Source organism: Halochromatium sp. NSM3, assembly GCF_059621085.1.
Genome location: NZ_JCAQIA010000017.1, coordinates 1 through 12,324 on the forward strand (window position 1 = coordinate 1; position 12,324 = coordinate 12,324).

At 62.9% G+C, this 12,324-nt stretch carries 10 protein-coding genes and 1 pseudogene; 4 read left to right on the forward strand and 7 right to left on the reverse strand.

From position 1 onward, the window contains the following. The 3 genes from nhaD to AC54T3_RS08950 form a co-directional block, all read right to left on the reverse strand. Window positions 1–413 (reverse strand): sodium:proton antiporter NhaD (gene nhaD, locus AC54T3_RS08940; RefSeq protein ID WP_496624103.1); only part of this gene is annotated, 413 nt, incomplete at its 3' end. Window positions 414–885: 472 nt separating this feature from the next. Continuing rightward, on the reverse strand, window positions 886–1,767 hold the full coding sequence (locus AC54T3_RS08945; RefSeq protein WP_496624104.1) for a universal stress protein: 882 nt from the start codon (window positions 1,765–1,767) through the stop codon (window positions 886–888). Window positions 1,768–1,840: 73 nt separating this feature from the next. After that, window positions 1,841–3,322 (reverse strand): SulP family inorganic anion transporter, encoded by a 1,482-nt coding sequence (locus AC54T3_RS08950; RefSeq protein ID WP_496624105.1) that lies wholly within the window; start codon window positions 3,320–3,322, stop codon window positions 1,841–1,843. Window positions 3,323–3,628: 306 nt separating this feature from the next. Here AC54T3_RS08950 and AC54T3_RS08955 point away from each other — a divergent pair. The 4 genes and pseudogenes from AC54T3_RS08955 to ilvC all read left to right on the forward strand — a co-directional run. Continuing rightward, window positions 3,629–3,757 (forward strand): annotated as a pseudogene (locus tag AC54T3_RS08955) (metal-independent carbonic anhydrase family protein); the annotation flags it as partial. 350 nt (window positions 3,758–4,107) lie between these two features. After that, a complete protein-coding gene (locus AC54T3_RS08960) occupies window positions 4,108–5,868 on the forward strand; it encodes an acetolactate synthase 3 large subunit (RefSeq protein ID WP_496624178.1) in 1,761 nt (586 codons plus the stop codon). Between the two features lie 15 nt (window positions 5,869–5,883). Continuing rightward, complete coding sequence (ilvN, locus tag AC54T3_RS08965) at window positions 5,884–6,375, forward strand: acetolactate synthase small subunit (RefSeq protein WP_496624106.1); 492 nt, start codon at window positions 5,884–5,886, stop codon at window positions 6,373–6,375. A 35-nt stretch (window positions 6,376–6,410) separates the two neighbouring features. Further along, the gene (gene ilvC / locus AC54T3_RS08970) at window positions 6,411–7,427 is read left to right on the forward strand and encodes a ketol-acid reductoisomerase (protein WP_496624179.1); all 1,017 of its coding nucleotides are present in this window, start codon (window positions 6,411–6,413) and stop codon (window positions 7,425–7,427) included. A 102-nt stretch (window positions 7,428–7,529) separates the two neighbouring features. Here the strand turns inward: ilvC and AC54T3_RS08975 are convergent, their stop codons facing one another. The 4 genes from AC54T3_RS08975 to AC54T3_RS08990 all read right to left on the reverse strand — a co-directional run bounded on the left by AC54T3_RS08975 (window position 7,530) and on the right by AC54T3_RS08990 (window position 12,294). Next, window positions 7,530–8,183, reverse strand: coding sequence for a cytochrome b/b6 domain-containing protein (locus AC54T3_RS08975; protein WP_496624107.1), 654 nt, complete (start codon window positions 8,181–8,183; stop codon window positions 7,530–7,532). Further along, a complete protein-coding gene (locus AC54T3_RS08980; protein ID WP_496624108.1) occupies window positions 8,183–9,841 on the reverse strand; it encodes a tetrathionate reductase family octaheme c-type cytochrome in 1,659 nt (552 codons plus the stop codon). The genes AC54T3_RS08975 and AC54T3_RS08980 overlap by 1 nt, the downstream gene beginning before the upstream one ends. A 316-nt stretch (window positions 9,842–10,157) precedes the next feature. After that, entirely contained in the window at window positions 10,158–10,571 is a 414-nt protein-coding gene (locus tag AC54T3_RS08985; protein ID WP_496624109.1) for an SCP-2 sterol transfer family protein, read from the reverse strand. Window positions 10,572–10,755: 184 nt separating this feature from the next. Next, complete coding sequence (locus AC54T3_RS08990; RefSeq protein ID WP_496624110.1) at window positions 10,756–12,294, reverse strand: Ppx/GppA phosphatase family protein; 1,539 nt, start codon at window positions 12,292–12,294, stop codon at window positions 10,756–10,758. Between the last annotated feature and the right edge of the window lie 30 nt (window positions 12,295–12,324).

Sequence of the window (12,324 nt, forward strand, 5' to 3'; positions counted from 1 at the left end):
CTGTAACCGCCACGGATCAGCCAAGCGCGCAGCGACTCGAAGACCAGCCGTTCCTCCATCGCATTGATATAGGTCATGGCCGCGAGCAGGAACAGGAACAGCTCGGCAAACTCCATGATGTTGTGGTGCACCGCGTCCGCCACGGCGTGCGGGTCGCCGCCATGTCTGGTGTAGAAGTACGCGATGAACACCCAGATCACGCCGGCGGCAAGGACCACCGGTTTCGACTTGCGCAGGTGGGTGAATTCCTCGGCCATGACCAGCCCGTAGGCGACAACGAAGATCAGGATCGCCGTGTAACCGACCCAGTTGCCGGTCAGGTCAATAGGGTTGGACGCGTCGGACGCCAGTGCGAGCGGCGACAGCGAAAGCAGTAGTAGGCCAAACGCGACCTTGAGTGCGGGATGGTGCATGGAGGAGACTCCTTGACGGCTGAGTCGCGTCAGTCGTTACCTTGATAGTGATTTCGCCAGCTCGGTCTCCGAGAGGCGCGTTAAGTGATCGCGCTCGTTGCCGTCAGATCTAAAGGATCTGTCGCAGAAAAGGTGACAGTTGGGATGAGGAGAGAGGCTAAAAAAATGTGTCTATACTCAAATCATTAAAAGATTAAGGCATTGCATGAATGCAAGTCTCTGTTTTTTATCGATTTATAAGTTTAAAAAATCGCAAGTTTATAATTGCATGAGTATAGAAGTCATGGTGAAACCTTAAGTCACAGCATCATGGCGAATGAAGCGAGCTTTGATCTCACGGAAAGTCAAGGAGCACTTTTGGCTCAGTTCATCGACGCTGGATTTAAGGCACCAGGCAACAATCAAACATCCGTTTTTTCTCCTGTTCTTCGATGTGGGCTCTTTAGATGTAGCCAGATTGATGATCGACGGCTCAGCGCAGCAACAGCGTCGGCACCTTCGCCGAGCGCAGCAGGTCGGTAGTCTTGCTGCCGAAGAATAAACTGCGCAGCGGCGAATGCCCATAGGCGCCCATCAGTAGCATGTCGATCGCCTGCTCATGCACGTATTGAGCGATGACCCGCTCGGTATCACCAGGGATCAGGGCAACGCTCACCTCGAAGCTGGCCTCCTCAAGCGTCGCGCGCGCCCAGTCGAGCTGTTTCTCGCTGTCGCGGCGCGCCTTGCCGCTCATCAGCACATGCACCGGCAGGCCACGGAAGAGCGGGCTGCGCGCCACCATTTCGATGCCGCGACGGGTCATGCTGCCGCCGTCGAAGGCGATCAGCACCCGTTTGGGCTCGGTGAACTGGTCGGTGACTGCAAGGATCGGCTTGCTCAGCGAGCGCACCATACGCTCGACATTGCGCCCGAGGTCGCGCTGGGTGGTCTCGGCCGACTCGCCCCGGCGCCCGAGCACGAACAGCCTGACCTGGTCCTGAGCGCCGACCAGCGTCTCCTCGAGATCGCCATAGCGTTGGCGTACATCGGGCGCGGCAACGCCGAGCTTGAGCGCGCGTTCGCGCAAGGCGTTTAGGAATTCGCGGCCACGCTCGCGGTTGGCCTTACTGCGCGACTCATCACGGTCAGCTAATTCGCTCAGCAGGTTTTGCTGCGCGTTGACGCCAATGGCACCGCTGTGGTCCTTGCCAATCGCGACCTCCTTCTCGCGATCGAGGATATGCAGCAGTTCCAGCGGCGCGTCCATCTGCCGGGCCGCCCAGGAGGCGGCATCAGTGACGAAGTCGGCGAAGTGCGACTGATCGACGCAGGCCAACACCTTGGCCTGGCCTTGCATGGGGTCTTCGGGTTGCATCGGCATCGATCCTCGTTCGTGCGCGGGCGGCTTCAGTCAGGCGGGTCAAGCAGGGGATCAAGCGGACTGCCGCTCAATGGCCCATCAGGCTTTCGACGGCCTCGGGCTTGTCGTGCACCGCAAAGCGGTCGACCAGGGTGCGGCTGGCCTGGTTGAGGCCGACCACCACCACTTCGGTGCCCTCGCGGCGGAACTTGAGCACCACCTTGTCGAGCGCAGTAACGGCGGTGATGTCCCAGAAGTGCGCGCGGCTGACGTCGATGCAGACCTTCTCGATGACCTCCTTGTAGTCGAACGCGGCGATGAAGCGATCGGCCGAGGAGAAGAACACCTGACCGACGACGTGATAGACGCGCTCGCGGCCCTCGCGGGTCGGGGTTGAGCCGACATACAGGATGCGGCTGACCTTCTGCGCGAAGAAGAAGCCCGACAGCAAGATCCCGACCAGCACGCCCTGGGCCAGATCATGGGTGAAGACGGTGACCGCGACTGTGGCGATCATGACGATGTTGGCATCCAGCGGATGCTCGCGCAGGTTCTTGAACGAGGCCCAGTTGAAGGTGCCGATCGAGACCATGATCATCACCGCCACCAGCGCCGCCATCGGAATCTGCGCCACCCACTCGTTGGCGAAGACCACCAGGATCAGCAGCACGATGCCGGCGGTGAGGGTCGAGAGCCGCCCGCGGCCGCCGGATTTGATGTTGATCACGGTCTGCCCGATCATCGCGCAGCCGGCCATGCCGCCGAAGAAGCCGGTGACCACATTGGCGGTGCCTTGACCGACGCATTCGCGGTTCTTGTTGCTCTTGGAGTCGGTGAGATCATCGACGATGGTCGCCGTCATCAATGACTCGAGCAGTCCCACCACCGCCAGCGTCGCCGAGACCGGGAAGATGATCTGCAGGGTTTCCAGATTCAGCGGGATATCCGGGATCAGGAACACCGGCAGGGTGTCGGGCATCTGGCCCATGTCGCCGACGGTACGGATGTCGAGGCCCATGTAGATCGCTGCCGCAGTCAGCGCGACGATGGCCACCAGTGGCGAGGGGATGGCCTTGGTGATGTATGGGAGCAAGTAGATGATGCCGAGGCCGGTGGCGAGGACGCCATAGACCTCCCAAGTGAGCTGGGCGCCGGTCAGTTCCGGCAACTGCGCCATGAAGATCAGGATGGCCAGGGCGTTGACGAAGCCGGTGATCACCGAGCGCGAGACGAAGCGCATCAGGTTGCCGAGCTTGAGCCAGCCGGCCAGCACCTGCAGCACGCCGGTCAGCACGGTGGCGGCGAGCAGGTACTGCAGGCCGTGATCGGCGACTAGGTTGACCATGAGCACCGCCATGGCTGCGGTCGCCGCCGAGATCATGCCCGGCCGACCGCCGATGAAGGCGGTGACCACGGCGATGCAGAACGAGGCATAGAGCCCGACCTTGGGATCGACCCCGGCGATGATCGAGAAGGCGATGGCCTCCGGAATCAGCGCCAGCGCCACCACTAGGCCGGCGAGTAGATCATTAGGGATATTGGACAGCCAGTCCTTGCGGAGTGATTTCATGCGTGAAGGGTTCCAGGGCTGACGCGGACCTCAGGGCCAGCGGTGGACGCAATCGCGAAGGCGGCGCGGCTCCCGAGGGGGCGGGAGGGAGCAAGATCAAGTCATTCGACAGGAGAACGCAGGGATCAAGCGCGGCATTGCGGAGAATGTCAACGCGAGTCGGGAGGACTCGGTGGGTCGCTTGGGGCCTACATTGGCAGGGTCTCTCCTGAAAAGGGGGAGCGGTGTCGGGATCTAAGGTGAATGCCAAGTATACAGGCATTGGCGACGTGCTGAAACTGAAACCAAGGCCGGTGGCGAAGTAACGCAGCGTTTCCTCGCAATACCGGCGAAGAGGTCAAGGTCGATTTTACCTTTGGCTACAAGCGGGCCGCCGATGGCCATCTCGTGGTCTTCCTGCACCACTCTTCGCTGCCCTATCTACTAGAAGACTGATGCAAGCGACGCGCTGACGGTCAGCGCCCAAGCCCATCGGTTGCGACTTCACTGGTTGACCGCAGTCTGGGTTCTTTAGTATTTTCGCTCGTTTACCGAGCGCCGCGCTCCATGGTGCGTGGCTCCTTGTCAAGACCCCGGTGACCCCTCAGGTAGTGGCTTTGGCCCGACCACCACTTGTCCGGGGGCTCGGCATGATTGACATCTCACCGGTTGCTGCCTCGGCGACCGTGAGCAGCGGATGCTGTCTCGCGATCGCCGGGTCGATCCGTACGGAGGACGCCTGCGTGCAATCACATTTGGCCGATGGGCCTGACCCTAACGAGACCGCGACGCCCGGGGCGCAAGCTGTGGCAGCGCGCGCCGACGCGAGCGAGCCACCGCTGCTGAGCGGCGCCGAGATCACCATCCAGGCGTTGATCGACGAGGGCGTTGAATACGTCTTTGGCTACCCAGGCGGGGCCGTACTGCATATCTACGATGCGCTGTTCCAGCGCGGCGATGCGATCAAGCATGTCTTGGTCCGCCATGAGCAGGGCGCGACCCATGCTGCGGACGGCTATGCGCGCGCGACGGGCAAATGCGGCGTCTGCCTGGTGACCTCGGGGCCGGGCGCGACCAATGCGGTCACCGGCATCGCCACCGCGCATCTGGACTCGATCCCGCTGGTGGTCATCACCGGCCAGGTGCCGACGCCGGTGATCGGTAGTGATGCCTTTCAGGAGGTCGACACCGTCGGCATTACGCGGCCCTGCGTGAAGCACAACTTCTTGGTCAAGCGGCTCGATGATCTGGCGGAGACCATCCGCAAGGCGTTCTATATCGCGCAGTCCGGGCGTCCCGGGCCGGTGGTGGTCGACATCCCGAAAGACGTGACCGATCCGAATATCAAGATCCCCTACATCTATCCGCGCGACATCAGTATCCGCTCCTACAACCCGGCCAAGCGCGGTCATCTGGGGCAGATTCGTAAGGCGGTCGAGGCGATGCTCGATGCCAAGCGGCCGATCTTCTACACCGGCGGCGGGGCAGTGCTGGATGACGCTGCTGCACCGCTGACCGAGCTGGTGCGCGCGCTCGGCTTCCCGATCACCAGTACCCTGATGGGGCTGGGTGCCTACCCGATGACTGACAAGCAGTTCGTCGGCATGCTCGGGATGCACGGCACCTACGAGGCCAACATGGCCATGCACGAGACCGATTGCCTGATCGCGATCGGCGCGCGCTTCGATGATCGGGTCACCGGCAAGATCGAGCATTTCTGCCCGCACGCCGAGATCATCCATGTCGATATCGATCCCTCATCGATCTCGAAGAATGTGAAGGTGCAGGTGCCGATCGTCGGTCCGGTCGGCAGCGTCGTCACCGACATGCTCAGCATCCTGCGCGAGAGCGGCGGGCGCCCGGATCAGGCCGCGCTCGCAGCCTGGTGGGAACAGATCGACGCCTGGCGCGGCATCGACTGCATGCGCTATGACCGCTCGAGCCCGATGATCAAACCGCAGTTCGCGGTCGAGACGCTCTACAAGGTCACCAACGGCGACCTCTATCTGACCTCGGATGTCGGCCAGCATCAGATGTTCGCGGCCCAGTTCTACCCGTTCGACAAGCCGCGGCGCTGGATCAACTCGGGTGGGCTCGGCACCATGGGCTTTGGCCTGCCGGCGGCGATGGGCGTGCAGCTTGGTCATCCGGACGCACAGGTCGCCTGCATCTCGGGTGAGGCCAGCATCCTGATGTGCATCCAGGAGATGGCGACCTGCAAGCAGTACGGTCTGCCGATCAAGGTCGTGCTGCTGAACAACGGCTACATGGGCATGGTGCGCCAATGGCAGGAGTTCTTCTATGAGAGCCGCTACGCGCATTCCTATGTTGACGCCTTGCCGGATTTCGTCGCGCTGGCAGAGAGCTTTGGCCATGTCGGCATGCGCGTCGAAAAGCCGGATCAGCTCGAGTCGGCGATGCGCGAGGCGTTCGCGATGAAGGATCGCTTCGTGTTCCTCGATGTGATCGTTGATCCGTCCGAGAACGTCTATCCGATGATTTGCGCGGGCAAGGGCCATCACGAGATGGAACTGCCGCCGACCATGTCCGAGCGGGAGCTGGCCTAGGGCCTGAGAGCAGGTATGAGACATATCATTTCGATGCTGGTCGAGAACGAGTCGGGCGCGCTCTCGCGCATCGCCGGGCTGTTCTCGGCCCGCGGCTACAATATCGAATCCTTGACCGTCGCGCCGACCGATGAGCCCTCGCTTTCGCGCATGACCCTGGTGACGAACGGCAACGACGACATTGTCGAGCAGATCAAGAAACAGCTGAACAAGCTGATCGATGTGGTCAAGCTCCAGGATCTCGCCGAGGGCGAGCACATCGAACGCGAGATGATGCTGATCAAGCTCAAGGCCGCTGGGCCCGACCGCGAAGAGCTGAAACGACTGACCGAGATTTTCCGCGCCAAGGTCATCGACGTGACCGATGCGAGCTACATCGTTGAGCTGACTGGCGCCTCGCGCAAGCTCGATGCCTTCATCGGGGCCGTGCCCGAGGGGCTGATCACCGAGGTGGTTCGCTCTGGCCCGACCGGCATCTTGCGCGGCGCCAAGGGCTTGACGCTCTAAACAACAATCCAAATCGACTAGGAGCCATCATGGCCATCAACGTTTACTACGACAAAGACGCCGACCTCTCGCTGCTGCAAGGGAAGCAGGTCGCGATCATCGGCTACGGCTCGCAAGGCCATGCCCACGCGAATAACCTCAAGGACTCGGGCGTCGATGTCGTCGTCGGTCTGCGCTCTGGCTCCAGTTCGGCGGCCAAGGCGGCTGACGCGGGCCTGGCCGTCAAGGAGATCCCGGACGCGGTTAGCGGCGCCGATGTCGTGATGATCCTGGCCCCCGATGAGCACCAAGCCAAGCTCTATCGCGATCAGGTCGCGCCGAATATCAAGCAGGGTGCGGCACTGGCGTTCGCGCATGGCTTTAACATCCATTTTGGTCAGATCGAGCCGCGCGCGGATCTGGACGTGATCATGATCGCGCCCAAGGGGCCCGGCCATTTGGTGCGCTCCACCTATACCCAGGGCGGCGGCGTGCCGAGCCTGATCGCCGTGCATCAGGACGCGAGCGGCAAGGCGCGTGACATCGCCATGGCTTATGCCTCAGCCAATGGCGGCGGCCGTGCTGGCATCATCGAGACCAGCTTCCGCCAGGAATGCGAGACCGATCTCTTCGGTGAGCAGGTCGTGCTCTGCGGTGGCCTGACCGCGCTGATTCAGATGGGCTTCGAGACCCTGGTCGAGGCCGGCTACGAGCCAGAGATGGCCTATTTCGAGTGCCTGCACGAGGTCAAGCTGATCGTCGACCTGATCTACGAGGGCGGCATCGCCAACATGCGCTACTCGATCAGCAACACCGCCGAGTACGGCGACCTGACCCGTGGCCCGCGCATCATCACCGAGGAGACCCGCGAGGAGATGCGCAAGATCCTGCGCGAGATCCAGAACGGTCAGTTCGCCAAGGAATTCACGCTTGAGAATCAGGCAGGTGCGCCGTCGATGAAGGCCATGCGCCGCCTCTCGCAAGAGCACCAGATCGAGCAGGTCGGCAGCCGTCTGCGCGAGATGATGCCTTGGATTCGCGAGAAGCAGTTGGTCGATAAGTCGCGTAACTAATCGCGAGCGCGACCTTGCAGACCTCGGCGCGGCAACCGGCTGCGCTGATGCACGGTAACATAAAGGCTCCGATTCGGGGCCTTTATGCTGTTTAACGCTCTGCTAACGGATCTGCGAGGGCTCGTCCTTGCGCAGATAGGCCTCTTCTTCCGGGGTGAGGTCGACTTCGTCGAAGCCGGTGATCATCGGCATCACATGGTCGCGGAATGAATGGCCAGTGGTGAGCAGATAGACATGGATGAGCACGAACGCGAGGATCGCGAAGGCGGCAGCGGTATGCACCAGCGCGATGTTCTCGAGCCAGACTGGGGCATTGGGCAGATTGCGCCAAGCGTAGTAGGACAGATAAGCCAGGCCGCTGACCCAGATGGCCGGGAAGAGCACGATCTTCAGCACCAGATAGGCGAGAGCCTGCAGCGGGTTGTGCTTGCGCCAGTAGGCCTTGCGGTAGGGGTGGCGCTCGCCCTTGAAGATGCCGTAGACGTAGAAGCGCAGCACACTCCAGAGGCCGCTGCCGGTGGGGATGAAGTGCCGCCAGGCGCCGGTGGTGAAGAGCCAGAAGACGCTGAAGGCCCACAGCAGCAACAAGGCAAACGCGGCCAGGGTGTGCAAGGTCACCGCGTCCTCGAAGCTCAGTAGGCCATGAAAGCCGTGCAGCCCGAAGCCGCTGACCAGCAGCAGCATGATCAGCGCCATCTGGCACCAGTGCCAGAAGCGTTCGAAGATGCTGAAGATCTTGACGTGATGTAGGGCCATCAGTGTTGGTCTCCCTTCGGCGAGAAGAAGCGGATGCCGCCGTGGATGAGGATGCCGCCGAGGGTTCCAGCGACCAGGAGCGTGCCGATGATATCGAGCCAGCGGCTGCGGTCGCGGCCGGGCAGATAGACGCCCTTGACCTCGGCGAGACGGCTGTCCTTGGGGTCGTGACAGTCGCCGCAGGCCAGCGCCTGCTCCTTGGGCGCCACCATGTGCGTGATCGGCCACCAGGAGAGGGTCTCGATGAAGCCGTATTCGCCCGAGTAGTCGAGGCCGAAGTCGGCCATGCCCTTCTCGATCGCGGCGCCCATGTCGTAGTTGCCCCAGTAGGCGGCCTCGTCCTCGCCCCAGAGGTGGGTGTAGACCAGGGTGCCGTTGCCTTTGTCGTAAGGTTGCCAGGTGTGCATGCGCTTGAACGGCCAGATGCGTGAGCGCTCATCCCCGCGCGCGCCGCTGAAACCGTTGATCTCGATCGACTCGGCGTTGGGGTCGAACTGGGTGTCGATGGTGGTGTAGCGCATCTGGCCATCGAACCAGTCGTACTCGGGGACGACGTTCTCGTCGTAGGTGAAGTTGCCCTTGATCGACTTGTAGGTGTAACGGTGGTCGCCGTTGCCCTGGATATAGCCTTCCTCGTGGTAGCCCTCGCCGTCGCGGGTCTTGCCGGCGGTGCGCCAGTCCCAGTCGACCACAGTGGCCACGCCACCCCGCGCGAACTCAGGGATGTGGCAGGTCTGGCAGGCGATGCTCTGCACATGATCGTTGAGCTTGAAGGCGGCGATAGAGTCGACCGGGTGCGGCGCCAGTCCGTGGCAGGACTCACAGGTGGTAACATCACTGCGCTGGCCGGGGAGTCCAGTACCCTGGGTGTCCTTCGAGATGACGTTGTAGCGACTCCCGGCCCAGACGTGCTGGTTGGTGACATGGCAGGCGCTGCAGGCGAAGTTGAGCCCATCGGCGCCCATGTGCACGTCGAGTGTGCGCGGTGGTTTGATCAGCGCGGTCGAGAGATCGCCGTGCTTGACGTTATCGCCACCGCCGCCCTTGAAGTGGCAGGCGCCGCAGTTGGCGCGCTGGGGGAGGTCGATGCTCCGCGCGGCGGCGGCGAGGTCGATCGGCGGCTTGCCCTCGAACATCACCGAACAGGCCGCATGGCCCTCGCTGTTCGGGGTCTTGTAGTAGGTGCCGGTGGTCTCGTGGCAGACCAGGCAGTCGATCTTGGTCTCGTCCGTGAAGTCGAAGCTCTCGTCCTTCCAGCCGTAGCCGGCGTGGCATTGGGCGCACATCCCCTCATTGCCGCGCGAATTGGTGCAGAAATTATTGATCAGGTAGCGTTTGCCGAGCTGCTGGCCGGTGTTTGGGTCCGTGTACGACCAGGTCCAGTGGATATTCTTCATGAAGTGCTCGCCGGTCTCGGTATGGCAGCCGAGACAGGCCTGGGTCACTTCGGGGCCGTTGGCGAACGGTCCCTTGAGTGCCTCGAATTTGGTGTGATCGGCGGTGCCACCGCGCAGCGGCCCGGAGATCTGCGGCCCTGAGGTCTCAGAGGCGGGTGGCGTTGGCCAGCCGCTGGGCTCGGCGTTGGCGAGTTGGCCGAAGAGGCTCATAACAGCAAGCACGCCGACCGTGAGGAATCGGCCGAGGGGGCTGGGCCGCATGGACCGTTTTTCGGCTGGTCGTCGCGTGATCAAGGGGGAGCGGAAGCCAGGGAGACTGCGCATGGATTGCCTCCAGTCAGTAATCGGTGCGAACTCTAGAGGCGCAATCGCCATGAGTCTGACCGATAAGACTGCGCCGAGCGCGGCGATGCGTCCCTGATATGGCGCAAATCCTCGGGCTTGAGGGTTTGCCTAGCTGCGCTAGATCAACTTCGTTGAGTGGCGAATCAAAAAACCCGCCTTGCGGCGGGTTTAAGCGTGGCTCACGCGCGCCGCAAGGACGGCGCGCGTGAGCGCCGGGGTCAGCTGACCTGGATCAACTGAGTTCGTCGGCGCCGATCTGCTTCATCAGGTTGAAGCTCTTGACGAAGGGTCCAGCCATGCGTGGATCCTTGATCATGGCCGAGTAATCGCCGGTCTTGAATTTGAGCTTACCGGTAGCGTAGGCGGTGCCCATGCCGACCATGCCGATGCCTTTCTCGACCCACTTCAACCAATCCTTCATGTCAGCGCGCATGTCCCAGTCGGGCTGCTCGTCGGACCAGTCGCCGGCGCGGACACAGACGCCGTTCTCGACCACGAAGACGCCGCGCGGATCCTTCTCGTCCTTGAAGCCACAGGTGATGATGGAGTTGAAACCGATCTCGGCCAGCTTGCCGCTGACCTCGGGATCGTTGTTCCAGGCATCCTTGAGTTGGTTCATCCATTCGGCGGAAAAGAGTTTGGCCATGAGTAGTGGTCCTCCGTTATGGGTATTGGGATCGGCGTTCTGGATGGATGGTGGTGCGTGCTTGCGGCGAGGTTCGGCTCGACGCTCATCACGCGCGCGCAAACCTCGCACGCCGTTATTCTAACAGCAAGCCAGCTCGGACAGGGTTGCCGAACCGCGCCCTTGGCAGCGGATAGCAACCGATTTAGCCGATCTCGAGGCTGATGCCGGCGGCGGCGAGCCGCTCCGCCTCTGTCTCGAATTCCAGCCGCGTCAGTGGATGGTCATCGAGCCAGCCCGCCGGGAACCGCAGTTGCAGCGTCTCGCCCTCGGCATCGACCTGGGGGTTGGGCTCGGCGGTGGCGGAGCGACCGCGATGCATGAGTACCGCGAGTCGCAGCAGCAGCGCGAGCCGGCGCCCGCACACGCGTGCCGGGCGCGGCAGCGCCGTGAAGACGTCGACGGGAAACTTGCGCCGGTGCCCCAGCACCAACGCCGCAAGCGCATCTTGCTCCTGGCGCGTGAAGCCGGAGAGATCGGCGTTGCGCAGCAGATAGGCGCCGTGCTTCTGGTACTGACTGTGCGAGACGGCGAGCCCGATCTCATGCAGATCCGCCGCCCAACCGAGCATCTTGGGGTAATTATCGTGATGCAGTGCCCAGGTATCGCGCAGTTGCTCGTAGAGTTCGAGGGCCGTGGCGCGCACGCGGCTGGCATGCTCGCGGTCGATATCGAAGCGCCGACAGAGGGTGGCCACCGTGCGTTCGCGCACGTCTTCGTGATGCACGCGCCCGACCATCTCGTAGATCAGGCCCTCGCGCAGCGCCTCGTCCGAGGCCCGCATCTGTTCGATCTCCAATGCCTGGAAGACCGCCCGCAGCACGGCGACACCACCGGCAAACACCGATCGACGCTCCTCGCTCAAGCCCTTGAAGGCGAACGCCGAGGTCTTGCCGTACTCGATCATCGCCGCGCGCAGGTTGGCGAGCCCCTCGGCGGTGATGCCATCGTCGCTCCAGCCCTCGGCGGCGATGACTGCGGCGATGGACTTGATGGTGCCGGAGCTACCGCTCGCCGTGTTCCAGCCGGACTGGCGAAACAGCTCGCGCACGGGGCGGATCTCGAGGGCGCAGGCCAGCTCGGCCTTGTCCATCGTCTTGGCGGTGATCTTGTCGTCCGGCAGGTAGCGGCGCGAGATGTTGACGCAGCCCATGTGCAGGCTCTCGCGCAGCGTGGCCTTGAACCCCTGACCGACGATTAGCTCGGTGCTGCCGCCGCCGATATCGACCACCAGCCGTTTCTCCTCGCCGATGGCGAGCCCGTGGGCCACGCCGAGATAGACTAGGCGGGCCTCCTCGCGGCCGGCGATGACCTCGATCGGGTGGCCGAGCCTCTGCTCGGCCTGCTCGAGGAAACCGGTCTCCGGGCGCAGCTGACGCAGGGTATTGGTGCCGACCGCGCGCACATTGGTCGGCTCGATGCCGCGCAGGCGCTGACCGATGCGCTCGAGACAGGCCAGGGCGCGCTCGCTGACCTCGGGCAGCAGGTCTTTATCCTCGGTGAGCCCCTCGCCGAGGCGTACCATCTCCTTGTAACGGTCAATGACCTGGAGGCTGCCGCCATCGGTGCGGGCGACCAGCAGATGGAAGGAGTTCGAGCCCAGATCCACCGCCGCGAAGCTGTCCGGCGGGGCTGAGCGCGAACGGTCGGCGGCAGAGGCGACGGAGACGGCGGCGTCGACCATACAATTCTCGCAAGCGTTGGCGGCATCGGC

Coding starts and splice junctions, on each gene's coding strand:
- AC54T3_RS08945 (WP_496624104.1), bottom strand. CDS start 1,767: ATGCAACCCGAAGACCCCATGCAAGGCCAGGCCAAGGTGTTGGCCTGC.
- AC54T3_RS08950 (WP_496624105.1), bottom strand. CDS start 3,322: ATGAAATCACTCCGCAAGGACTGGCTGTCCAATATCCCTAATGATCTA.
- ilvN (WP_496624106.1), top strand. CDS start 5,884: ATGAGACATATCATTTCGATGCTGGTCGAGAACGAGTCGGGCGCGCTC.
- AC54T3_RS08975 (WP_496624107.1), bottom strand. CDS start 8,183: ATGGCCCTACATCACGTCAAGATCTTCAGCATCTTCGAACGCTTCTGG.
- AC54T3_RS08980 (WP_496624108.1), bottom strand. CDS start 9,841: ATGCGGCCCAGCCCCCTCGGCCGATTCCTCACGGTCGGCGTGCTTGCT.
- AC54T3_RS08985 (WP_496624109.1), bottom strand. CDS start 10,571: ATGGCCAAACTCTTTTCCGCCGAATGGATGAACCAACTCAAGGATGCC.
- AC54T3_RS08990 (WP_496624110.1), bottom strand. CDS start 12,294: ATGGTCGACGCCGCCGTCTCCGTCGCCTCTGCCGCCGACCGTTCGCGC.